Origin of the sequence: Flavobacterium zubiriense (assembly GCF_041729725.1) — a bacterium.
Lineage (GTDB): Bacteria > Bacteroidota > Bacteroidia > Flavobacteriales > Flavobacteriaceae > Flavobacterium > Flavobacterium zubiriense.
Window position 1 is genome coordinate 109,301 of sequence record NZ_JBCFQL010000009.1, and the last position, 23,390, is coordinate 132,690.

Annotated in this window: 21 protein-coding genes; 9 read left to right on the top strand and 12 right to left on the bottom strand. The window is 32.3% G+C overall.

Annotated elements, in window-relative coordinates:
• Positions 1-3: 3 nt before the first annotated feature.
• Entirely contained in the window at positions 4-1,404 is a 1,401-nt protein-coding gene (locus AAGV28_RS09705; protein ID WP_373406618.1) for a type III PLP-dependent enzyme domain-containing protein, read from the bottom strand.
• 297 nt (positions 1,405-1,701) lie between these two features.
• Positions 1,702-2,769 (bottom strand): 3-dehydroquinate synthase, encoded by a 1,068-nt coding sequence (aroB, locus tag AAGV28_RS09710; RefSeq protein WP_373406619.1) that lies wholly within the window; start codon positions 2,767-2,769, stop codon positions 1,702-1,704.
• A 91-nt stretch (positions 2,770-2,860) separates the two neighbouring features.
• Here aroB and AAGV28_RS09715 point away from each other — a divergent pair, with 91 nt between their 5' ends.
• The gene (locus AAGV28_RS09715; RefSeq protein WP_373406620.1) at positions 2,861-4,033 is read left to right on the top strand and encodes a proline dehydrogenase family protein; all 1,173 of its coding nucleotides are present in this window, start codon (positions 2,861-2,863) and stop codon (positions 4,031-4,033) included.
• On the opposite strand, the gene AAGV28_RS09720 is transcribed toward AAGV28_RS09715, so the two are convergent.
• Positions 4,034-4,447, bottom strand: a complete 414-nt coding sequence (locus AAGV28_RS09720; protein ID WP_373406621.1) for a thiol-disulfide oxidoreductase DCC family protein — start codon at positions 4,445-4,447, stop codon at positions 4,034-4,036.
• A 213-nt stretch (positions 4,448-4,660) separates the two neighbouring features.
• The gene (locus tag AAGV28_RS09725) at positions 4,661-6,826 is read right to left on the bottom strand and encodes an endonuclease MutS2 (protein ID WP_373406622.1); all 2,166 of its coding nucleotides are present in this window, start codon (positions 6,824-6,826) and stop codon (positions 4,661-4,663) included.
• Between the two features lie 224 nt (positions 6,827-7,050).
• On the opposite strand from AAGV28_RS09725, the gene ung reads away from it, so the two are divergent.
• Positions 7,051-7,722 (top strand): uracil-DNA glycosylase, encoded by a 672-nt coding sequence (ung, locus tag AAGV28_RS09730; protein WP_373406623.1) that lies wholly within the window; start codon positions 7,051-7,053, stop codon positions 7,720-7,722.
• A gap of 167 nt (positions 7,723-7,889) precedes the next feature.
• Here the strand turns inward: ung and AAGV28_RS09735 are convergent, their stop codons facing one another.
• The 5 genes from AAGV28_RS09735 to AAGV28_RS09755 form a co-directional block, all read right to left on the bottom strand.
• Positions 7,890-8,267, bottom strand: coding sequence for a DUF4258 domain-containing protein (locus AAGV28_RS09735; protein WP_373406624.1), 378 nt, complete (start codon positions 8,265-8,267; stop codon positions 7,890-7,892).
• Positions 8,268-8,304: 37 nt separating this feature from the next.
• Entirely contained in the window at positions 8,305-9,504 is a 1,200-nt protein-coding gene (locus tag AAGV28_RS09740) for an alanine dehydrogenase (RefSeq protein WP_373406625.1), read from the bottom strand.
• A gap of 212 nt (positions 9,505-9,716) precedes the next feature.
• Positions 9,717-10,124, bottom strand: coding sequence for a tRNA (adenosine(37)-N6)-threonylcarbamoyltransferase complex ATPase subunit type 1 TsaE (tsaE, locus tag AAGV28_RS09745; protein WP_373406626.1), 408 nt, complete (start codon positions 10,122-10,124; stop codon positions 9,717-9,719).
• A gap of 94 nt (positions 10,125-10,218) precedes the next feature.
• A complete protein-coding gene (porX, locus tag AAGV28_RS09750; RefSeq protein ID WP_373406627.1) occupies positions 10,219-11,829 on the bottom strand; it encodes a T9SS response regulator signal transducer PorX in 1,611 nt (536 codons plus the stop codon).
• A gap of 379 nt (positions 11,830-12,208) precedes the next feature.
• On the bottom strand, positions 12,209-12,946 hold the full coding sequence (locus AAGV28_RS09755) for an NUDIX hydrolase (protein ID WP_373406628.1): 738 nt from the start codon (positions 12,944-12,946) through the stop codon (positions 12,209-12,211).
• Between the two features lie 310 nt (positions 12,947-13,256).
• On the opposite strand from AAGV28_RS09755, the gene AAGV28_RS09760 reads away from it, so the two are divergent.
• From AAGV28_RS09760 to AAGV28_RS09790, 7 genes are all read left to right on the top strand, one after another.
• A complete protein-coding gene (locus AAGV28_RS09760) occupies positions 13,257-14,675 on the top strand; it encodes a carbohydrate porin (protein ID WP_373406629.1) in 1,419 nt (472 codons plus the stop codon).
• 31 nt (positions 14,676-14,706) lie between these two features.
• On the top strand, positions 14,707-15,570 hold the full coding sequence (locus AAGV28_RS09765; RefSeq protein ID WP_373406630.1) for a sugar phosphate isomerase/epimerase family protein: 864 nt from the start codon (positions 14,707-14,709) through the stop codon (positions 15,568-15,570).
• Between the two features lie 12 nt (positions 15,571-15,582).
• Complete coding sequence (locus AAGV28_RS09770; protein ID WP_373406631.1) at positions 15,583-16,485, top strand: carbohydrate kinase family protein; 903 nt, start codon at positions 15,583-15,585, stop codon at positions 16,483-16,485.
• Between the two features lie 62 nt (positions 16,486-16,547).
• A complete protein-coding gene (gene fucP, locus AAGV28_RS09775) occupies positions 16,548-17,867 on the top strand; it encodes an L-fucose:H+ symporter permease (RefSeq protein ID WP_373406632.1) in 1,320 nt (439 codons plus the stop codon).
• Between the two features lie 123 nt (positions 17,868-17,990).
• Positions 17,991-18,485: a hypothetical protein gene (locus tag AAGV28_RS09780; protein ID WP_373406633.1), complete on the top strand. Its 495-nt coding sequence runs from the start codon at positions 17,991-17,993 to the stop codon at positions 18,483-18,485.
• A 253-nt stretch (positions 18,486-18,738) separates the two neighbouring features.
• Positions 18,739-20,646: a DUF294 nucleotidyltransferase-like domain-containing protein gene (locus tag AAGV28_RS09785; protein WP_373406634.1), complete on the top strand. Its 1,908-nt coding sequence runs from the start codon at positions 18,739-18,741 to the stop codon at positions 20,644-20,646.
• A gap of 4 nt (positions 20,647-20,650) precedes the next feature.
• Positions 20,651-21,250, top strand: a complete 600-nt coding sequence (locus AAGV28_RS09790) for a 3'-5' exonuclease (RefSeq protein WP_373406635.1) — start codon at positions 20,651-20,653, stop codon at positions 21,248-21,250.
• A 20-nt stretch (positions 21,251-21,270) separates the two neighbouring features.
• Here the strand turns inward: AAGV28_RS09790 and AAGV28_RS09795 are convergent, their stop codons facing one another.
• From AAGV28_RS09795 to AAGV28_RS09805, 3 genes are read right to left on the bottom strand one after another with little or no spacing between them, the layout of a single operon-like run.
• Complete coding sequence (locus tag AAGV28_RS09795; RefSeq protein ID WP_373406636.1) at positions 21,271-21,756, bottom strand: 4'-phosphopantetheinyl transferase family protein; 486 nt, start codon at positions 21,754-21,756, stop codon at positions 21,271-21,273.
• A 43-nt stretch (positions 21,757-21,799) separates the two neighbouring features.
• A complete protein-coding gene (locus AAGV28_RS09800; RefSeq protein WP_373406637.1) occupies positions 21,800-22,054 on the bottom strand; it encodes an acyl carrier protein in 255 nt (84 codons plus the stop codon).
• Between the two features lie 18 nt (positions 22,055-22,072).
• The gene (locus tag AAGV28_RS09805) at positions 22,073-23,347 is read right to left on the bottom strand and encodes a beta-ketoacyl-[acyl-carrier-protein] synthase family protein (protein WP_373406638.1); all 1,275 of its coding nucleotides are present in this window, start codon (positions 23,345-23,347) and stop codon (positions 22,073-22,075) included.
• Between the last annotated feature and the right edge of the window lie 43 nt (positions 23,348-23,390).

Sequence of the window (23,390 nt, forward strand, 5' to 3'; positions counted from 1 at the left end):
TAATTATTTTTTGTTGTAACCTAAAATTTTTAATACGTCTTCAGAGGTTTGTTGCTCTGAGAATACTTCTGTTGCTAATATACCATTTTCATCTCTATCTATTAAGATATGCTTGGGTTGCGGAATCAAACAGTGATGTAATCCACCGTATCCACCAATGGTTTCCTGGTAAGCACCAGTATTGAAAAATCCAATATATAGTGGTTTTTCTTTGTTGTATTTTGGTAAATAAATGGCATTCATATTTTGTTCTGAGTTGTAATAGTCATCACTGTCACAAGTTAAACCTCCTAGAAGTACTCTTTCGTAGGTTTCGTTCCAGCGGTTTACAGCAAGCATGATAAAGCGCTTATTGATAGCCCAAGTGTCAGGTAAAGTAGTGATGAATGAAGAATCAATCATGTTCCACTTTTCTCTGTCATTTTGTTGCTTTTGATACAAAATTTGGTAGATAGCGCCACCACTTTCTCCTACAGTAAACGAACCAAATTCAGTAAAAATATTGGGTACATCTACTTCAGCTTCATCACAAGCAATTTTAATCTGGTTGATAATTTCGTCAATCATGTATTGGTAATCGTATTCAAATGCCAAAGAGTTTTTAATTGGAAATCCTCCTCCAATATTCAAACCGTCTAAAGTAGGACACTCTTTTTTTAAGGCAATATAAACTTTGATACATTTTACCAATTCGTTCCAGTAATAAGCCGTATCGTTTATACCGGTATTGATAAAGAAGTGAAGCATTTTTAGCTCTAATTTATCATTTTCCTGTATCTGTTTTTTATAAAAAGAAACAATATTTTTGTATCCAATTCCTAACCTTGAAGTATAAAATTCAAATTTAGGTTCTTCCTCGGCAGCAATTCTAATTCCGATTTTAAATTTTCCTTTAATTTCTGCCTGAAGTAAATCTAATTCTTCGTAGTTGTCAATTATTGGAATAGTATTTTTATGACCGTTATTGATTAAACGAGCAATATTACTAATGTATTCGTCTCTTTTGAAACCGTTACAAATAACATACGTGCTTTTGTTGATTTTACCATTTGTCAATAAATTTTCAACAATATTAATATCAAAAGCTGATGATGTTTCAATATGGATGTTATTCTTAAAAGCCTCATTCATAATGTATTCAAAATGAGAACTTTTAGTACAATAGCAATAATAATATTTTGCTTCGTATTTGTTTTTTTCCATCGATTTACGAAACCAACTTTTAGCCTTATTGATGTTATTTGAAATTTGAGGCAAATAAGTAAACTTTAAAGGTGTACCATATTTCTCCACTAATTTCATTAAATCGATGTTGTGAAATTGAAGATTGTCTTTGTTTAATTTGAATTCTTCTTGAGGAAAATAGTATGATTGATTTATTAAGTCAGAATATTTTGTATTCATTGGATTTTTAGAGTTTTAGATTTTTTATAGATTAACGATATAGTTATTAAGCTATAATTCAAACTCTGATATTTGCATATATAATTTGCAGTTTTTCGCTTTCTACTTTTAGATACTGAAAACTATCAAAGTTAAATGGACTAATCACTAAATTAAAACGTTTCAATATTCCTATGAAAGAATCATTGTTGGCGTTCTGATTTGAGTTATAATTTCTTTGTTTTTGATTTTTTTTCATTGCGGCAAATGTAGAAAATAAAATATAAGTGATGCAATCCTTTTTTATAAAAAAAATAGTTAAGATTTGTAATCTTCAAAGGCTTCAAGAATTAATTCATTCTCAACAGCTTGATTGATTATTATCTTTCCAATTCCTTCAATTAATGCAAACTGAATGCTTCCGTATTCATTTTTTTTATCATGTATCAACAAATCTAAAACAGGTTGGATATCTTCTTCTTCAAAAACGATGTCTTCGTAAATTGATTTTATTACTGTTTTAATTTGAATGTATTCTTCTGTAGAGATAAATCCTTTCTTTAAGGAAATGTAACTTTCAAGAATCATTCCCACAGCAATAGCTTCACCGTGAAGTAAGGTTGTCTTTGTTTCACTTTCCAGAAAATAACCTTCGATGGCATGACCTAAAGTGTGTCCAAAATTCAATGCTTTTCGAATGTTTTTCTCTGTTGGATCTTGTTTTACAATCTCATTTTTAATTTCAACAGATCTGTAAATCAATTCGTCAAGTGTACTGAAATCAATTGTAGAAATATCCAGAAATTCTTCCCAGTATTTTTTATCATAAATCAAGCCGTGTTTCAACATTTCGGCAAGACCTGAACGCATTTCGTTTTGAGGAACGGTTTCTAAATATTCAGTGTCAATAAGTACCATATTTGGAACATTAATAACACCAATTTGGTTTTTTAAATTTCCTAAATCCACGCCGTTTTTTCCACCTACTGAAGCATCTACCATAGAAAGCAAGGTAGTAGGAATGTGAATAAAATCTACACCTCTTTTAAAAGTAGAAGCTACAAATCCACCTAGATCAGTAACAACACCACCACCAAGATTCAGCACAATACTTTTTCTGTCACCTCCAAGTTCCGTAAGTACTTTCCAAATTTCAACGCAGGTTTCTATGTTTTTATTTTCTTCTCCTGCTTCAAATTCGATAATTTCAACATTCAAATCGGTTTCAATGTAAGGCAATAATTTTGGTAAACAAAACTCATTTGTATTACTATCTACTATTATAAAAATGTTAGAATATTTGTTCTCAGTTAGATGAAGATTTAAAGCTTCATATCCTTTTTCGTTAAAATAGATTGGGTAGTTATTGGCTTGAATTGTTTGCATCGTCATTAATTAAATTGAAATGCAAAATAAGGTAATTTCTAGTAATTAATGTTCATAACTCTGGCTATATTTGTTTTAAATAACAAAAAAAATGAAAAAGATATTCGATAATACCCAAATTGCTTTTGCTTTAAAAAGTAGTGACCAATTGAATGCATCTTATTTTCTTTTTAAATTGATGGCACTGAAACCATTGGTCAAAATAGGAACGAAAATTATCAGTCTGGCTTTGCAATTGAATTTACCAGTAGAAAGTTTAATTCGAAAAACCATCTTTAATCAATTTTGCGGAGGCATAAACGAAGAAGATTGTCTCAAAGTAGTTGATATTCTTGATACTAAAGGGGTTTCGTCTGTTTTAGATTATGCTGTAGAAGGTAAGGCTAATGAAAGTGAATTTAATAATGCGCTCCAAAAATTGCTCAAAATAATTGAATTTGCTAAAGAACGTCAAGCTATTCCATTTGCAGTTTTTAAGCCTAGCAGCTTTGGGCGAATTGATTTATATGAAAAAATTGGCAAAAAGAAGGTTTTAACTAATGTTGAACAAGAAGAATGGAGTAGTGTAGTGGCGCGTTTTGATTTAGTTTGCAAAGCAGCGCATCAAAAAAGTGTTCCTGTTATGATTGATGCCGAAGAAAGCTGGATGCAAGAAGCCGCTGACGAATTGCTTCTGGAAATGATGCGTAAATACAACAAAGAAAAAGCCATTGTTTACAATACTTTGCAAATGTACCGTTGGGATCGAATGGATTATTTAAAAACAATACATCAAACAGCTCAGGCAGAAGGTTTTTTTATTGGAATTAAATTAGTTCGTGGCGCTTACATGGAAAAGGAAAACGAGCGTGCCGAAGAACAGAATTATCCATCGCCTATTTGTGCTAGTAAGCAGGAAACAGATTTAAATTATGATACTGCTTTGGAGTATATTACTAATAGTTTGAACATTTTTTCTATTTATGCAGGAACGCACAACGAAAAAAGTACTTATTATTTGATGGAATTAATGCAGCAAAAAAACATTGCGAATAATGATATTCGAATTTGGTTTGGGCAATTGTACGGTATGAGTGATACTATAAGTTTTAATTTGGCAGCCAATGGATACAATGTTGCTAAATACCTTCCTTTTGGCCCAGTTAAAGAAGTAGTTCCATATTTGATTCGTCGAGCTCAGGAAAATACAGCTGTTGCTGGACAAACCACTCGCGAATTAGAAATGATAAAGAAAGAGCGTCACCGAAGAATAAAAGATGCTTAATTATAAAAATTTTGCTTTTAATTCCGGTGTTGGAATCATACAGTGTTCTTTTTTGCCATACCATTTATAGCGATTCTTAGCAATGTAATCGTAAACAGAGTCATTAATTTTCTTTGGAAAAAAGTTAAAACTAGCTAGAAAACCATAAAATCCGCCCAATTGAGAAGCTATTTTCAACGCCGCTTCTGATTTGTAGTAATATGCAATTCCAGGTTCATACAAGATGATGCTATCGGTTATTTTGGGGTCAATGCCAATGTAATTACAAATTTCCAATCCTAAGTCAGATTGCAAAGCCACAAACCGAAATACATCCTTTTTATCTCGGGCAATAATAAACTGCACCGCCGAATTACACAAATTACAAACGCCGTCAAAGAGGATTATTTTTTTGTTTTTGGGTAAGTTTTGCATTTTTGCGTCAGGTTAGAGATTTAATTTTAGTTTAGTTTGTCATTCCGACGAAGGAGGAATCTCCGCAAGTAACTCCACAATCAATTCAAATATTTTTTATTCAGATTGAGGAATATCTAACGGAGATTCCTCCTTCGTCGGAATGACAAAATTGTGTGATTGCTTCCGCCACGGCGGACAGGTCGTTCCTCGCAATGACTTACTGCAAACTGATTACTTTTTCACCGCTTCCACCAAGTCCAGTTCATCCAAATTTACTTTAGAAGTAAAAATACCATAATTGACTGTTGCTTTGTTTTTTTCAATAGCATCAATACTTCCCACGGCTTTTCCGTCTAGCATTCGCACTCTATCGCCTACTTTTAAAATCGGTTTTGGTTTTTCGATAACAGGTTTTAGTTTCTTTTCTTTTTTCTCTTTTCGAATTTCTTCTACCTGAACTGTAACTTCAGCAATCACTTCTTTTTTCTTCTCAATTATCGCTTTATTTTCTTTTGGAGTAGCTTTTTTGCGTTTCGAATTTTCGATTTCAACTATTTTCAAAAACTCACCAATCAATTCCTTTTTGTTTTTATTGTTGAAATATTTTTCAGCAATATCCTCTATTTTTTGACCAATGTAAATCGTTTTTTGATTGCTGTCGTACAGTTCCTGATAGCTTTCTAGTTTCTGTTTGATTTTTACATTGATGATTTCCATCTTTTTCCCTTCCTCACGCGCTCTGGTTTCTTCTTCCTTTAAATTTTGAGAGGTTTTTTCGAGCTTAGAACGCTCTTTTTGGAGTGTTGCAATAGTTTTGTCAAAACGTACTTTACCCACTTCAATTTTCTTTTTCGCACGATTGATTAATCCAAAGGGAATTCCGTTTTTCTGAGCTACCTCAAAAGTAAACGAACTTCCTGCTTGTCCCAAAGCCAATTTGTACATGGGTTCTAATGATTTTTCATCAAACATCATGTTGGCATTAGTAGCAAATGGCAATTCGTTAGCTAATATTTTTAAATTCGAATAATGCGTGGTGATGATTCCAAAAGCTTCTCGGTGATAGAATTCTTCTAAGAAAATTTCAGCTAAAGCTCCTCCTAATTCAGGATCCGAACCAGTACCAAATTCGTCAATTAAGAACATGGTTTTACTATTGCACTTCTTTAAGAAGTAGTTCATGTTTTTTAATCGGTAACTGTAGGTACTTAAATGATTTTCAATCGATTGATTGTCTCCAATATCGGTTAAAATTCTATCGAATAAAAAAGTTTCTGAGCGTTCGTGAACCGGAATCAACATTCCTGATTGTAACATCAATTGGAGTAAGCCCACCGTTTTTAACGAAATAGTTTTTCCTCCGGCATTAGGTCCTGAAATAACAATAATTCGGTTTTCTTGTTGCAATTCTATGGTTTGCGGATAAGTAACTTCCTTTTTTTGTTTGTTGGTCAAATACAAAATAGGATGGAAGGCATCTCTAAAATACAAACGACGTTCTTCAGTAATAGCAGGTAAAATTCCGTTGATTCTATTCGCATATTTTGCTTTAGCGGCAATCACATCAATATCACTTAAAAATTCCTGATATTCTTTTAATGTAGTTAAAAATGGACGAATAGCATTCGATAATTGTTTTAAAATACGGGTAATTTCTTCCTTTTCTTCGTATTCTAAATTGCTTAATTCTCTGGAATATTTCAGCGTCATTTCAGGCTCAATATAAGCAATACTGCCTGTTTTAGAACTTCCTAAAATAGTTCCTCTAACTTTTCTACGGTACATGGCTAAAACCGCTAAAACACGACGATTTTGTACAAAACTTTCTTTGATGTCATCCAGATAACCCAAACCATTATATTGCGTTAAAGCAATACCAAAACTTTGATTTACCTTACCTCTAACTTGATTCATACTTCTTCGAATATCTAACAAAACTGGAGAAGCATTGTCTTTTATTTCACCGTATTTATCGACAACGGTATCAATAAGCGTTACAATTTCCTTAGTAAGTTCAACACGGGAAGCTCTGGCATTGATATTTGGATAATAATCATCAAATTTTCTCAGGAAATTCAACAAGAAATTTACCGTTGAAGAGAGGGTTGCAATTTTTCTAAAACTGCCGACTTCAAGAAAACTGTCTTCAATAGCCAGGAATTTTATTTCGTGTGTAATGGCATCAAAACCGTGATTCGGAATTGCATTGTTGTTTTGAAAAGAAGATACATATTCAGAAGTTTGTAACAAAGCCTGCATCAAACTTTCCTTGTCTCTAAAAGGTGTAATTTCAAGTGCTTTTTCTTTTCCAATTTCGGTATTACAAATCTCAGAAATGGTTTCTAGAATTGTTGGGAACTGAAGGTCTTGTAATGTTTTTTCGGTGATGGATATCATTCTTTGTGAGTGCTTCTTTTTATGCAAAAATAGTTAATACTAAAGACTCTTTGCAGAGATTCAATTAAAAATTGTGTTTTCTTGCTGTGTTTTTGGTTTGTCATTTTTTTACAAAGATTTTGAAGGTTTTGCAAAGATTCACAAATATTTGGCTAATTGTAAAAGTATCTTGATGTGTCTTTGTGTTTACTCTGTGTATCTTTGCGGAATAAATTAAAGAAAAGATGCAAATTTCCTTAAATCCTGATTGGCAAGCCATTTTATCCGAAGACTTTCAAAAACCTTATTTCAATGATTTATTGCATGAAGTAGAAAAAGAATATCAGGAGTTCGTCTGTTTTCCTCCCAAAGACTTGATTTTTTCGGCTTTTAATTATTGTAGTTTCAAAGAGGTGAAAGTGGTAATTATTGGTCAGGATCCCTATCATGGAGAAGGAGAGGCGAATGGTTTGTGTTTTTCGGTTAATGATGGAGTTAAAATTCCGCCTTCGTTACGCAATATTTATAGGGAAATAAATGATGATTTGGATTCGATTTTTTTTCCAACTTCTGGCAATTTAGAACACTGGGCAAAACAAGGTGTTTTATTGTTGAATGCAGCACTTACGGTTCGAAAAGACAAACCCAATAGTCACAAACATTTGAAATGGAATTTATTTACTGATGCTGTGATTCAAAAAATTTCAGACGAAAAAGAAAATGTAGTGTTTTTACTTTGGGGTGCATTTGCACATAAAAAAGGAAGTAAAATCGACAGAAACAAACATTTGGTTTTAGAATCGGGGCATCCGTCACCCATGAGTGCAAATCAAGGAAAATGGTTTGGTAACCAACATTTTAGTCAAACCAATCAATATTTGAAAGCGAATCATAAAACGGAAATTAATTGGTCTTAATTTCTGGTTTAGGATTATTTTTGAAGTAACGAGAAAAATACAAGACTCAAAGTTTGTCATTCCGTAGGAATCTATAGGTAAAGCCAATTATAGGTATGAGATTCCTACGGAATGACAACTTTGCGATAAAAAAGTTCAAAACTATAATTTGCGAATTTGCAGTTTTTTTATTTTTTTAGAATTTCTTCTAAAGTTGCTTTGCCTTCTTGGTTTTTCACTTTTAGAATGATTTCTTGTCCTTTTAGGGTTTTCCCTTCAATGATATAAATTTTAATGTTTTTTCCAAATTCGGTGTCGCTCTTGTCAAAGTTAACATCTCCAAATTCTAAAGTGTTTTTAATATCTGCAATGTTAACCCAAGATTCAGATAAAACTTTATTTGCATTTTCAGAATAATGAAACGGTTTATTTCTAAGATCATTCAGTACTCTGGCATTAGGAAAATAATTGCAACGGGTATCTTTTCCACTTAAAACAAGCGCTACAAAAAAGCAACCTAATACTAAGCCTACTAAATAATAGGAAAAACGTTGTACAAACTTCATGGATTTATTTTTTTGGCAAAGGTAATTGAAAGTTTACTTAAAACACAATTAAATTAATGTCGTTGTTAGGCAAATCAAACCAGTCGCCAATGGCTCTGTTGGTAAGAATTCCGTGGTAAGTATAAATTCCGTTTTTTAAACCTTTATCACAACGAATGGCACTTTCGATACCGCCATCTTCCGCAATTTTTAATAAATAGGGAGTGATAATATTGCTAATAGAAAGCGAGGCAGTCTTAGAATAGCGTGAAGGAATATTAGGAACGCAATAGTGCAAAATATCGTTTTTGATAAATGTAGGTTTTTCGTGTGTGGTAACTTCTGAAGTTTCAAAACAACCACCAGTATCAATACTAACATCCACAATTACAGCTCCTTTTTTCATGTGTTCCACCATTGTTTCGGTAACAACAATTGGACAACGTTCTTGACCACGCATCGCACCAATAGCCACATCACAGCGTCTTAGCGCTTTCATTAAAGCCTTAGGTTGAATGGTCGAAGTAAAAATACGCTGGCTTAAACTATTTTGCAGTCGTCTTAATTTGGTAATCGAATTATCGAAAACTTTGATATTTGCTCCTAAACCAATAGCTGTTTTAGCTGCAAATTCTCCAGCAGTTCCAGCGCCTAAAATTACAACTTCAGTAGGTGGAACGCCTGTAATGTTTCCAAATAAAAGACCTTTTCCTTGAGCATTTGCAATCATTAATTCGGCTGCAATTAAAACGGAAGCCGTACCTGCAATTTCACTTAACGATTTTACAACAGGATAGGTGTCATCAACATCTTTAAGGTATTCAAAAGCGAGTGCAGTAATTTTTTTCTTAGTTAGGGCTTCAAAATATTCTTTTTTCTTCGTTTTTAGTTGAATTGCCGAAATTAAAATTGTTTGATTGTTCATCATCTTAATTTCAGCTACCGTAGGCGGTTCTACTTTTAAAATCATTGGACAGCCAAAAACTTTTTGAGTATCTTTAGTTACTTCAGCACCAGCTTCAGTATATTCTCTATCTGAATAACTGGCATTTTCTCCAGCTCCTGATTCTATCATAACACGATGACCATGACATACTAATGAACTCACTGCATCTGGTGTTAAGCAAATACGGCGTTCTTGGTAGCTAGTTTCTTTTGGCATACCAATAAATAGTTCGCCTTTTTTTCTAGCTACTTCCAGCTTCTCTTCCTGAGGTAATAACTGTTGTTTTGTAAATGGAGTTATTGATATTGACATCGTTTTTGGTACAATTAAAAAGTAAAATTACACAAAAAGTTTAAAAAAATAAGCTTTATATTCTGATAAAAAATCAATTGAATTTTTTTATTAACATAAAGCTTCCTTTTAGCTCATTTTAGTGTTTTTGTTAAGAAGTATTTTCGGTATAATTTTAAGTAATTGCAATTTATCGTTTTGATAATCAATACCTAGTATATTTTTTTGCCAATCTAACTAAATTTCAAAAGACGTTTTCCGTCTTCTAAAACTTCAATACTAATAGTCGAATGTGTTTCGGGAATAAGACTTGAAATATTTTCGGCCCATTCTATAAAGCACCAATTTCCTGAATACAAATAATCATCTACCCCCATATCTAATGCTTCTATTTCATTTTTCAAACGGTAAAAATCAAAATGGTAAACTATCTGATTGTTTGCAGTTTCGTATTCGTTAACTAAAGAAAAAGTAGGACTACTGGTAGCTTCTTTAACGCCTAAAATTTGGCACAATTGCTTTATAAAAGTGGTTTTTCCTGCACCCATTTCTCCATTAAAAAGTATTACTTTATTTGGCCGAGAGGCTACAATTAATTCGGCAACGTTTTTTATTTCGCTTATTGAAAAAGTGATTTCCATAATTTTAGTTTTTTAGTACCTAGTTCTTAGTCCTTAGTCCACAGTCCTTAGTATCTAGAGAAAAACTAAGGACTGTGGACTAAGGCCTAAATCCCTACTTGGGATTAAATATCAAACATGGAATAATCATCTCTTCTAGAGAAATTCCTCCATGTTGATAGGTATTTTTATAATAATTAACATAATGATTGTAGTTGTTGACATACGCCAAAAACAAATCATTTTTTGCAAAAATATAAGAACTACTCATATTAATTGCTGGTAAACCTATTTTTTTTGGGTCTTTTACCGCATAAACATCTTTGCTTTCGTAAGTCAGACTGCGACCGGTTTTGTAACGCAAATTCAAACTAGTGTTTTTATCGCCTACCACTTTTGATGGATTTTTAACATTAATTGTTCCGTGATCGGTAGTTAAAATCAATTTGAAACCTAATTTTTGAGCTTGTTGAATAATCTCTAATAAAGGCGAATTTTTAAACCAACTTAATGTCAATGAACGATATGCTTTGTCATCTGCTGCTAGTTCTTTTACTACGTCCATTTCTGTTTTAGCGTGCGAAAGCATATCTACAAAATTGTAAACTATAGTTACCAAATCATTTTCTTTTAAAGCTCTAAAATTTTCTACAAGCTTTTTCCCCGAAGCTAAATTGGTAATTTTGAAATAATCTTCTTTGATATTTAAACCAAGACGTTTTAATTGAGCCGAAAGGAATTCGGCTTCAAATAAGTTTTTCCCGCCTTCCTCAGGATCATTTTTCCAATATTCAGGATGCTTTTTTTCCATTTCCACGGGTAATAAACCGGAGAAAATCGCATTTCGCGCATATTGAGTTGCAGTAGGTAAAATAGAATAATAGGGAACTTCTTTTTCTAATTTATAATAATCTGCAACTACACTTTCAAAGGCTTTCCATTGGTCGTAACGCAAATTATCAATTACAACAAATAATACAGGTTTAGCTTTGCTCTGTTCGGCTTCGCCTCGGGTGTCTTTTTTCTTCAATTCAGGAACTACTAATTCCTTGAATAAAGTATGGGATAGAATGGGTTTATCTGCTTTAGGTTCGCCCGAGCCTTGGCGAACTGGCGTAGCAAACCAATCCTCGTAATTACGCTCAATGAATTTACCGAATTGCGAATTGGCTTCTACTTTTTGCGATTCCAGAATTTCACTCATACTTTGATCGTTGATATCCTCGAGTTGTAATTCCCAAAACAAGAGTTTTTTATACAATTCAATCCAGTCTTCGTAGCTGTTTACCATGCCTAATTCCATGGCTATTTTTCGAAATTCCTTTTGGTAATCCAAAGTAGTCTTTTGAGAAATCAGTTTCGAATGATCCAAATTCTTCTTTAAACTCAGTAAAATTTGGTTTGGATTCACGGGTTTAATCAGGTAATCGGCAATCTTAGCACCAATAGCTTCTTCCATGATATATTCTTCCTCACTTTTAGTAATCATAATCATCGGAATAGCGCTTTTTTTCTCTTTCATTTCCGAAAGCGTTTCTAATCCGCTCATTCCTGGCATATTTTCATCTAAGAAAACAATATCAAATTGCTCGTTTTCGAATATTTCAATAGCGTCAAGACCATTATTGCAGGTTGTAACTTCATAATTTTTTTTCTCTAAAAAAAGAATGTGAGGTTTTAAATAATCAATCTCATCGTCAACCCAAAGTATTTTTATTTTGTCCATAAATTTATTGTCTTTTTTTCATTGGTTGTCATTCCGGAGAATGAGTAATTTCATAAAGTAGTGCTTAAAAAAAAGTACTAGATTACTTTAAAAAACGCTTCTAAAACAGTTTTTAAGTAAACGCAAATATTTCTGCATCATTGTGCAAATTAAAGATTTTATAGACTCCAAGTTCCTAATATTATGATAAAATTTCTTTCTTATATAAAAAAAAGAGAAGAAACAAGGAGGTGAAAAAAAGCTGCTAATTGTAATCCATAAAGTTCACGACAATTCCGAATTTTATTTATGAATTGATTTTTTATGGAAAACCAAGACAAAAAAAAATAACTACAAAGAAACGCTATGTTATTATATTGCTAGTGTGTAATAAAAAAAATCAAATACTAATTAAATAACTCTCTTTGTATATTTTTTGGTATACATCTTTACTAAACATATAGAGTTGGGATGGTTTTTTAGAAACACCCACTTGTTTTTCGTCCAGCGCAATAATATACTTTTTGGTAATTAATTTTCTTCTAAAGTTCCTGTTGTCAATTTCAACACCTAAAATGGCTTCATAGGCATCCTGCAAATCTTTTATAGTAAATTTATCAGCCAGTAATTCAAAAACAATTGGTTTGTATAATACTTTTTCTTTTAAATCAGCATAGGCTTCGTTAATGATTTTTCGGTGGTCAAATCCCAATTCGGGTAGTTGATTTACAGGAAACCATTTTGGTTTGTATTGATTAACTTCTATTTGAATTACATCGGTAGGCAGTAAGATATAATAAGCGATGGTAATGGTTCTTTGGTTAAAATGCTCGTGTTGAGCCCAAATGATATCTTTTTCATTCATCAAACGGTTCGGATCACCAAAAACCTTAAACTGTTTTTTATACAAATGATCCAATCCTGTTAATTCTTTCAAAACTCTGTTAGCTGTTTCGTCTATTGTTTCGTTATCAAGAGTGTGAAATCCTCTTAAAACATAATCATTTACAGCAGGAATTTCGGAATCTTTAAGTTTTAAATAGCGTTCAATTAATAAGACATTCAATGATTTTGTAGTATTGTCAAATCCAAAAATGACACAGTCTACAGATATATTTGGAATTATTTCGGCTTTCATATTTTTGGTTTTAATTCCATCAATTTTTTTTTTAGTGATTTATCGCAGAAAACAAATTTACCAATTTAATTCCAATTACTCAATCTTCAATATTTTAGATTAAACGTATATATAACGTTATAATAACAAAAGTACTATTCTCTATGTTTTGATACAATAAGTTTGTTATGTGTAATATTTTTTTCATTAATATGTAAAAAACAAAAAAAAATACCTTTTTTTTTGTTTTGAATTAAAATAAAATAATACATTTGAAAAATAATAGTCATAAAGACGTTTAATAGTTATTTTTTCAAACCAACCCAAAATCGTGAAAATAAATTATATATTCAGTTCTCATTTCAGTATAAAAACAACAAAATGGATTGTTCTATTGTGTGGAATTGCCATAAATACTAAAGCGCAAGTTGTCATCAATAATACTAATTTTTCAATGGGCACAACGGGTAGAATAGGAGTTGGGCTTTCGCCAAATGGAGAGGGAAACAACTGGAAACCGTTAAATTTATCTGGACAAGGTTCTTTAGGAGGGCGTATGGAACAAGTAGATTATATTGATATTTTACCAGCGATCCATTTTACACCAAATAGTATTGGACAAGATAGTATTAATATCACTTTTCAAATGCGTTTGGGTATGTATTCTGCAAATGGACAATTTGTAGGTAATGTGAGTAGTCGTTCAAATAATGGATTGACTTTTATTCTTCCCGAAGCTTATATCGAAGCTACTAATATTTTAGGAAGCAAGTGGTCAGCTTGGGCTGGTTCGCGTTTTCGTAGATATGATGATATACACATAAGCGATTATTTTTATTTTGATGATCATTCGGCTCAGGGATTTGGTGTAAAATATAAAAATACCGAATTGTCCATGTTAATGCCTGCTTCATCTGATTCTACCGGAGTTTATCCTTATAATTACGAAGTAACCGTTGCTGGAGCTACTAATCCAGTGATTCGTCAGCGAATGGTTTGGATAGGAGAGCACAGTATTCCTTTAAAAAATAATAGTACCATCAAACTTTTAAGCGAATTTCATTATGTTTCTAAAAGTTCAGATGAAGCTTCAAAAAACTACCCTTCTGATAAAGGATGGGTGGCAGGAATAAAATACAACAGTCCGTTTAAAACAGAAAAACCAGGTTCATTTAATCAAATTTCGGCTCGTTACGGCTCCGGAATAGCTAACGGTGGCGATAACGGAAACACTTTTACTTGGGCCACTTATGGCGCGCCTGACGATGCAGGAAAATATACAAAAGCCTATTCATTTACAATGGTAGAACATTTTCTATTAAATATTTCAAATAGATTCAGTATCAATGGTTATGGTGTTTTTACCAAAAGTAAAGGTGGATCATCAAGTACTAATACAGATGAATATTTTAATGGCAATCAATTCTACAATCGCAAGACCGATTTTGTGGTGGGATTACGAAATTTTTATTATGTGACCAATTGGTTTCATTTGCTTCAAGAGGTTCATTATTCCGTTAGAAAAGACGGTGATAATCCAGAAGCGAGCATGTGGAAATGTACATTAGCACCCACAATTGTTCCATTAGGACAAAGAGATCCGTGGAGTCGACCACACATTCGATTAGTTGCCACTTTAGCGAGATACAATGATTATGCTCGAGACCATAATTATTCTCCTTATTTACAAATCAATCAAAAACGTTGGGGATCTTACATTGGTGTTCGAACAGAATGGTGGTTGTTTTAAATCGCAAAAATTAATTTAAAATTATAGAAATATGCCAATTTTCGGAACATCAATTTTATCGTTTATTCCTAAATGGAGTAGTGAGGGAGGTAATTTTGCCATTAAAAAAACAGCAGAATATGGTTTTGATATGCTCGAAATCAATTTGCCTTCCACAATGGATTTTGATACAAAAACTATTCAAAAGCAATTACAACAATATGGAATTTCAGCACGTTGTAGTTTGAATTTACCTGCAAATGCTCACATTCCTTTTTATCCAGAACAAGCTGTTATCCTTATCAAATCGGCATTAGATAAAGTGGCAGAAATGAATGGTGATTTCTTGGGAGGTGTTTTGCATTCGGCTATTGGAACATTTACCAGAAATCCTTGTAATGAAGACGAAAAACAAATTGTTTATCAGGTTTTAACTGAAGTTGCTGCTTACGCAAAAGAACGCAACATTAACTTAGGAATTGAACCCATCAACCGTTATGAAAGCTATGTTTTTACTGAAGCAGATGATGTTCTAAAAATGATTAAAAGTATTGGTACAACTAATATTGGAGTGCACTTGGATACTTTTCACATGAACATTGAAGAGCGGAATTTTTATGACCCAATCATTAGAGCAGGAAATTATTTAAATCACCTACATATCACCGAATCAGACAGAGGAATGACGGGCGAAGGCAATGTAAATTGGGATGATTTGTTTAAAGCCTTGGCTGAAATTAACTACCAAGGGCCGTTAGTTCTCGAGAATTTTTCTTCTGAAATAACCCAATTAATTGGACCAACTTCGTTGTGGAGACCATCAAAATACAATTCAGAAGACTTGGCCAAAGGAAGCTTATTATTTATGAAAATGATGGTCGAAAAATGGTATGATAAAACTAATAAATCCAACTAAAAAAGATAAAAAATGAAAAAAAAATTAACAGGCGTGTGTTTTGGTGAAATTCTTTTTGATATTTTTCTGGAGCACAAAAAAATTGGAGGAGCCCCTTTAAATGTAGCGTCAAGACTAAGCTCTTTAGGAATTGATGTTGCTATGATTAGTGCCATAGGAAATGATACTAATGGTAAGGAATTAACAGAATATTTGAATGGAGTAGGGATCAATACAACAGCAATTCAACTAAAGGAAAACTATCCAACAGGCGTGGTGAATGTTATTTTAAATGAAAAAGGAAACGCTTCTTATGATATTAATTATCCTTCGGCATGGGACAAAATTGAACTTTCAAATGTAAATACTTCAATTGTAGCAGAAGCTGATTTTTTTGTTTACGGCAGTTTGTCGTCCAGAGATGCGGTTTCTAGAAATACATTGGACGAACTTTTAAAAGTGGCCAAATACAAAATATTTGATGTCAATTTGAGATCACCACATTATACAAAGAAAAATATTTTAGAATTACTGCAAGCTGCAAATTTTATCAAATTTAATGATGAAGAATTAAATGAAATTTGCGAAGATTTACATTCCAACAAAAAATCATTAGAGCAAAATATAAAATTCATAGCCAAAGAAACCAATACCGAAATTGTATGTGTAACTCTGGGTTCTCATGGTGCAGTGTTGTATTGCAATGATAGATTTTACCACAATTGTGGATTCAAGGTTAATGTAGTAGACACAGTAGGATCAGGCGATTCCTTTTTAGCTTCATTAATTACCAAGTTACTTAGTGGAGAAGACCCTCAATACGCTATTAATTTTGCCAGCGCAATTGGTGCAATTGTAGCGCAAAATGAAGGAGCAAATCCAGTAATTTCATCATTCGAAATTGAAGAGTTTTTGAGTGGATTTAGCCAAAAATAATCACAAAATACCATCATTTAGAAATCAAAACTTTCAATAAAATAACCAAAAACTAATTAAAAATGAATCTATCTAAAAAAATACCTGTAGTTAGTAAAGAGTATGTTTTTCAGTTTATTATCATCACAATATTATTTGCCTTGTGGGGAATTGCCAATGATTTGACAACTCCAATGGTTTCTACATTTAAAAAAGTAATGCCCGAATTATCTAATGTTCAGGCATCATTAGTGCAATTTGCATTCTATTTTGGTTATTTCTTTATGGCTTTGCCAGCGGCATTGTTCATTAGAAAATTCAGTTATAAGTCGGGGATTATTGTTGGGCTTATATTGTATGCTACAGGAGCTTTTTTATTTTATCCAGCAGCACATTATCAAAGTTATACGTTTTTTCTAATTTCGTTATGGGTAATTACCTGTGGTTTAGCATTTTTAGAAACTACATCAAATCCATTGATTTTATTTCTTGGAAACAAAGAAACAGCTACACAACGACTGAATTTGGCTCAGGCTTTCAATCCAATTGGCGCCATAGCAGGATTAATCATGGCTCAGTTTTTAGTGATTGATAAGATCAAATCAGATGATTATTCACCCGAAGCGTTTAAAGCTTTATCGTCAAGCGAGTTGGCAGCAATTAGAGAAAATGATTTAGATGTTATTAGCATTCCATACATTGGATTAGGGATTTTTGTCTTAGTTATTCTGATTGCCATTAGTTTAACAAAAATGCCAAAAACAGCACATGAAGATAAAATGGCTATTGGAGAATCGTTTAAAAAATTATTTGCAAACAAAAACTACAAATACGGTGTGATAGCACAGGCTTTTTATGTGGGAGCGCAAATTATGTGTTGGACTTTTATTTTCCAATATGTAGATAACATCAATAAAACTTTTGGATTAGATTTAACAGCTACTTATTATAATATTGCAGCGATGATATTATTTCTTGCTGGTAGATGGATAGGAACAGGCTTGATGAAAAGTATTAATCCTTCTAAAATTTTGATGGTTTTTGGGATTGGCGGTGTTTTATGTGCAGCTGGAGCTATTGTTTTACAAGGAATGCCAGGGTTAATAGCGTTAGTTTGTATTTCAATTTTTATGTCGATTATGTTTCCAACAATCTATGGAATTGCATTAAAAGATATGGGAGATGAAGCTAAAATTGGTTCTGCTGGATTAGTAATGGCTATTGTGGGTGGCGCATTAATGCCTGTTTTACAAGGAAGTATTTTAGATTGGGGCGGCTCAGGTTTTTCAGATATACAAATTTTAGGATTTATCCCCGAAGTGAATTTCTCGTTTATTTTGCCGTTAATTTGCTTGGCTGTAGTAACTTTATATGGTTATTCAACTTATAAAACATCCAAGTAAAGATAGTTTTTAAAGTATAAAACCCGATGTAAGCTACAATTTATGTCGGGTTTTTTATTTTAAGAAATGGATTTACGTTTTACTATTCTTATTACATTTGAAAATCCATTTATTTAAATCATTATGAGAAAGTTAGTTTTGTTTTTTATAATCAATTTTTGTTTTTTGATTCCTTCAAATGCCCAGAACGAATCAGTGAGAGATTTTTATTATTATTTGAATTCAGTTTTAAAAAATAAAAACCTAAAATCAGCTGATTTATTAATAACAAATTATAGTTGTTTGGTAAGTCGCATTGATTCCGAAATTAAATTGATCAAAAAAGACAATAAAATTGAAATTGATTTTTATTCTATCGATTTAAAGAATAATTCAATTTTAAAAAAATTAGATACAACATTTACAGTTGCTACAAATAAAATAATTGAAAATTTAAACAATGAAATTAATGTGTTTGATGAAAGAACTGTGTTTATTGAAGGATCCTACAAATTTGATATTGTTACTCCAAATTCTAAAAAAGAATTTTTACTCACAAAAATAGATGGTTTGAATTATTTACTGAGATATAACATGACTTTTGAAGAATATTATAAAGATTGGCAAAAAAAATCATAGTTAATAAGCAGAAAAACAATAAATTTCGATAGTGATATTCTGAACTATAATTTATATTATGTAAAATAGAATATTTGGTTTAATCTAAATATTTTCAATTACTATCGGAAAGTCGAAAATGCTATTACCTTCTATATTCTCTTTGTATTTGTTTTAAAAAAAACATTTTTTACAAACAACACTTTTAGATAGTAATGAAATTCTTTTTGAGTCTTTTATTTAGTAATTTTGTACTATATTTTATTGATATAACATGAATATAATTGCAGAACAAATTGCTGAATTTTTAAAAAATTATGCGCCTTTTAATCAGCTTACATCAGAACAATTAGCTGAAGTAGCTAGTAATATTCGGGTTGTCAGTTTAGAAAAAAAACAAACCTTATTTAAAATTAATGATACCTTACACGACAGTTTTTATGTTGTGGCATCTGGTGTTGTTAATATTTCTGTAATTGCAGATGCTGAAGAAAGTATTATCAGTAAATGTCACGAAGGTACCATTTTTGGTTTGCGTCCTTTTTTTGCTAAAAATAATTATAAAATGATGGCTAAAGCCAGAGAAGAAAGTCTGGTTTATGCCATTCCTATTGCCGTTTTTAAGCCTTTACTGGCAAATAATTCGGAGGTTTTAAACTTTTTGTTAGAGAATTTTGCCAGCAATTTACCTGATGATCGTTCGTCTCAAGGAAATCTGGTTTCAGATGGGATGTTTTATTCTGAAAAACAATCGGAAGCACAATTTTTTCAAACTTTAGCGTATAACACCACGCCACTTTTGGCTACTTCTGATAATACTGCTCAGGAAGTAGCCCAATTAATGGCAGAATCATTGAAGAATAATGTTATCATTTTCGAAAGAAATGGCCCAATTGGGATTGTAACACATGCTGATTTAGCTTCAAAAATTGCAACTGGACGCTATCCTATTCATACAGCTGTAAGTAATATCATGTCGTCGCCAGTGGTTACGGTTTTAGAAAATGTTTCTTTGGCAGAAGCCCAACTCCTAATGCTAAAAAACAATGTCACTCATTTGTGCGTAACTATTGATGGAACTGATAAATCTACAATAAAAGGAGTAATTTCTGAACATGATTTAATTGCTGCTCAAGCCAGTAATCCTGGTGTTTTGATCAAAGAAATCAAACGTTCTTTGTCTTCAAAAGAACTTAAAGGAATTCGTACTCGATTGACTAATTTGATTCAGTCATCGATTCAAAAAAACATTCCACTAACCCATATTACCAATATTGCTAGCGAAATTAACTATGCTATATTAAAAAGGGCAGTCGAATTATCTATTTTAGAACTAGGTTCCCCTCCTGCGCGATTTGCTTGGTTAAGTATTGGTAGTCAAGGACGAAAGGAACAACTTTTATTAACGGATCAAGACAGTATTTTAGTTTTTGAAGATGTAGCACAAGACAAGTATATCGAGGTAAAAGATTATTTTTTGAAGCTTGGAAAAAAAACAACTACAACGCTAGAAACGATAGGTTACCAACTTTGTCCTCAAGGACACATGGCAAGTAATATGATGTGGTGTAAGTCATTGACAGACTGGATAAAACAATATGGTAATTGGATGAACGCTACAAGAGAAAACGCAACTAATTTAAGTAGTATTTTCTTTGATTATGAGTTGGTTATAGGCGAACAGAAAATAGAAACAGCAATCAATAATATTGTTTTTGAAAATGCCGTCAACAATACGCTATTTTTTGATTTTTTAGGAAATGATGCTTTAAGAAAAAATTCCCCTTTGAGTTTTTTCAAAAAATTCATTGTTGAAGAAGAAGGAATTCATAAAGATAAATTTGATATCAAAACTCGAGCATTAATGCCACTAATTGATAGTGCGCGACTTTTTGCATTAAGTTATGAGATAAAAGGAATCAATAACACCTATACCCGATTCAAACAATTGGCTATAGTTGATCCCAAACATTCCGAAATTTATCTCAACTGTGCTGAAGCTTATTTATTTCTAACTAAAATTAGAACTTTAGAGGGTTTAAAAAATGAAAATTCAGGACAATATATTAACTTAGAAGAACTATCAAAAATTGATAAAGAAAAACTTAAAAATGCACTGATTCCAATGAAAGAATTGGAAGAATTAATTAAAGATAAGTTCCAACTTACACAATTCTCATAAATTTATGTTAGACTGGTTAAAAAATATTAATAAAGAACATCCTGAATTTTGGAAAGAATATTTAGCAAAATTTTCTAAAAAAACAAATCGATACATTATATTATCAACCGAAGCAACTGGAGATTCTGTTGAAAAAGATGTTATTACTTTCATTAGTGCTTTTGCCGTGGAGAATGATTCTGTTTTGATTAAAGATAGTTTTGAAACTATTTTGTTGCAATATCGTTTTATGCATGACAATCATCTTTCTAATGAATATATTATTGAAAGTAAATTGCTTAAATTGTCTGAACCTGAAGCTTTAAAATCTTTTGTAGAATATTTAGGAAACGGAATTATAGTTGGTCATGAAATTGCCTCAGACATGGCAATGATCAATGCCACTTTAGAGCGTTTAGACTGTGGGAAATTGCGCAATGATGCTTTGGATATTGCTATTATGCATCGAAAACTACACGAACTTCCTGAAGACAAAGAATTTTCTTTAGAAGAGTTAGTTCAGTTTTATAAAATCCCACCTACAGCCGGCGATTCGGTAACTGAAAAAGCATACAAAATTGCTTTATTATTCTTAAAGTTGAAATTGAAATTAGGACTAAAATAGATTTATATGTTGATTTAGACTTATAGTGTTATACCCTCCCAAAAACGCCCATGATGTGTAATAGAAACGGGATTTAAACTAGCTATACTAGAATCAATCCTAAAAGGAATTCCATTTGTTTTAATAACTTTATCATCCAAATTGATTTTCTTTATCTGACTGAAAAGTTCTAGTTTAGTTGTCGCAATTGTGTAGACAGAAACATTTGTAATTATAGTTTCTGTATAATAAACACGTTCATTGCAAAAAACCGTTCCTGTTGTTTCGTTTTCGTAATAACATACTAATTGCATCGGAATATATTCTCGAATTCCAGTTTCGCGATTGTAGATTTTATAAGCTGCTTCTTTTCTAGACCATAAATTCCAGACCATAACTTCTGGGTTTTGGGCATTGGCAATAAGCCATTGCTCCTTTTGGGTAAATATTTTATCCAAAAAACCTTTTCGTTTCCAATTGCTTTCTTTTCGGGCTAAAGCCAAATCTACGATGTCATTTCCTATCATTTTTAGTTTACTAATAAAGACAAAAGAATTATAATCAACGTACTTATTTTTCAGACAATTGCATTCCGATAATTTCTATTGCAGCTTTAATGTTAATCATTTTTTCCATTGCCTGATTATCAATTATAATATCAAATTGTTCTTCAATATCTAAAATCACATCCACTAGATTGGCCGAATTTATCTTTAAATCATTGATGAAATCGGTTTCTTCTGTTAATGATTCAAAGGCTGCTTGATCTTGGATATAAGGTTTTACAATGGCTTTTAAATGCTCTATTATTTCTTGTTTGCTCATAGTTTCTTTTTTGTTTTTTCAATCTTTAAATTTCTTAAAAATAACACATCCATTAACATCTCCAAAACCAAAACTGGCTTTGGCAATAATAGTCAATTCGGTTTCAATCAATCGTTGTGGAATCCTGGACGCATCAATTAAACGGGTTATTTCAGGATGCAAATCATTGCAATTTGTATTAGGAAAAATAAATCCTTGATGCAATTGCAAGATTGTAGCAATACTTTCAACGCTTCCTGCTCCGGATAAACAATGACCAACCATAGATTTCAAGGAATTAATGTACGGAAAATTATTTCCTTTTCGACCTAAAGCTTCGGTCCAATTTTGTATTTCTAAACTGTCTTTTGAAGTAGCCGTTAAATGTCCGTTAATAGCATCGATGGCATCAGCACTTATTTTAGCATTTGCAATAGCATCCGTAATGCATTTTTGTACCGCAATTGGATTTGGTGCCGTCATCGTACCTAATCCACGTTGTCCCCCCGAATTGATGTTTCCACCTAAGACTTCCGCATAAATTCGTGCACCTCTGGCTAATGCAGATTCTAAATCTTCCAATATCATTGCTCCTGCACCACTTCCGGGTACAAATCCAGATGCTGAAGCACTCATTGGTCGAGAACCTTGTTCGGGGGTTTCGTTGTGTTTAAAAGTACATACACGCATTGCGTCAAATCCCCCCCAAATATAAGGGCCGGAATCGCTGGTACTTCCTGCTAAAATCCGTTTGGCTTGCCCTGATTTAATCCGATCAAAAGCCATCATAATACTTTCAGTCCCTGTGGTACAGGCGGATGAATTAGTTGTCACTTGATTTCCTAATCCTAATTTCCCGCCCAGATAAGCACTAATTCCGCTGTTCATGGTTTGGACAACAGCAGTACTGCCTAATTTACGGGTTTGAAATTCATCAATTTTATAAATGCTTTCGCGAAATTTATCAATTCCAGATGTACCTGTCCCGAAAATAGTTCCGCTATCCCAATCTGGTTTTTCATTGTGTTCAATTGACAATCCAGCGTCTTTCCAAGCATCGATTCCTGCAATAACGCCATATAAAATCCCTGAAGAATTGAAATTCCGCAATTCTAACTCCGAAAAATAACGCAATGCTAATTCAGTAGAAACTTCAGGTTTAGCCGAAATTTGACAGGAAAACTGTAATCGCTCTAACTCAGCATCTTTTTTAATACCCGAAATTCCATTTTTAATGGCGTTTGTAAACGCATCAAGTCCTACTCCATTTGGAGCCACTATACCTAATCCTGTTATTACGACACGTTTATTCATATAAAATTCAATATCAATTTCAATGGCAATATCAATTTAAAAA

Coding starts and splice junctions, on each gene's coding strand:
- AAGV28_RS09705 (WP_373406618.1), bottom strand. CDS start 1,404: ATGAATACAAAATATTCTGACTTAATAAATCAATCATACTATTTTCCT.
- aroB (WP_373406619.1), bottom strand. CDS start 2,769: ATGCAAACAATTCAAGCCAATAACTACCCAATCTATTTTAACGAAAAA.
- AAGV28_RS09715 (WP_373406620.1), top strand. CDS start 2,861: ATGAAAAAGATATTCGATAATACCCAAATTGCTTTTGCTTTAAAAAGT.
- AAGV28_RS09720 (WP_373406621.1), bottom strand. CDS start 4,447: ATGCAAAACTTACCCAAAAACAAAAAAATAATCCTCTTTGACGGCGTT.
- AAGV28_RS09725 (WP_373406622.1), bottom strand. CDS start 6,826: ATGATATCCATCACCGAAAAAACATTACAAGACCTTCAGTTCCCAACA.
- ung (WP_373406623.1), top strand. CDS start 7,051: ATGCAAATTTCCTTAAATCCTGATTGGCAAGCCATTTTATCCGAAGAC.
- AAGV28_RS09735 (WP_373406624.1), bottom strand. CDS start 8,267: ATGAAGTTTGTACAACGTTTTTCCTATTATTTAGTAGGCTTAGTATTA.
- AAGV28_RS09740 (WP_373406625.1), bottom strand. CDS start 9,504: ATGTCAATATCAATAACTCCATTTACAAAACAACAGTTATTACCTCAG.
- tsaE (WP_373406626.1), bottom strand. CDS start 10,124: ATGGAAATCACTTTTTCAATAAGCGAAATAAAAAACGTTGCCGAATTA.
- porX (WP_373406627.1), bottom strand. CDS start 11,829: ATGGACAAAATAAAAATACTTTGGGTTGACGATGAGATTGATTATTTA.
- AAGV28_RS09755 (WP_373406628.1), bottom strand. CDS start 12,946: ATGAAAGCCGAAATAATTCCAAATATATCTGTAGACTGTGTCATTTTT.
- AAGV28_RS09765 (WP_373406630.1), top strand. CDS start 14,707: ATGCCAATTTTCGGAACATCAATTTTATCGTTTATTCCTAAATGGAGT.
- AAGV28_RS09770 (WP_373406631.1), top strand. CDS start 15,583: ATGAAAAAAAAATTAACAGGCGTGTGTTTTGGTGAAATTCTTTTTGAT.
- fucP (WP_373406632.1), top strand. CDS start 16,548: ATGAATCTATCTAAAAAAATACCTGTAGTTAGTAAAGAGTATGTTTTT.
- AAGV28_RS09780 (WP_373406633.1), top strand. CDS start 17,991: ATGAGAAAGTTAGTTTTGTTTTTTATAATCAATTTTTGTTTTTTGATT.
- AAGV28_RS09785 (WP_373406634.1), top strand. CDS start 18,739: ATGAATATAATTGCAGAACAAATTGCTGAATTTTTAAAAAATTATGCG.
- AAGV28_RS09790 (WP_373406635.1), top strand. CDS start 20,651: ATGTTAGACTGGTTAAAAAATATTAATAAAGAACATCCTGAATTTTGG.
- AAGV28_RS09795 (WP_373406636.1), bottom strand. CDS start 21,756: ATGATAGGAAATGACATCGTAGATTTGGCTTTAGCCCGAAAAGAAAGC.
- AAGV28_RS09800 (WP_373406637.1), bottom strand. CDS start 22,054: ATGAGCAAACAAGAAATAATAGAGCATTTAAAAGCCATTGTAAAACCT.
- AAGV28_RS09805 (WP_373406638.1), bottom strand. CDS start 23,347: ATGAATAAACGTGTCGTAATAACAGGATTAGGTATAGTGGCTCCAAAT.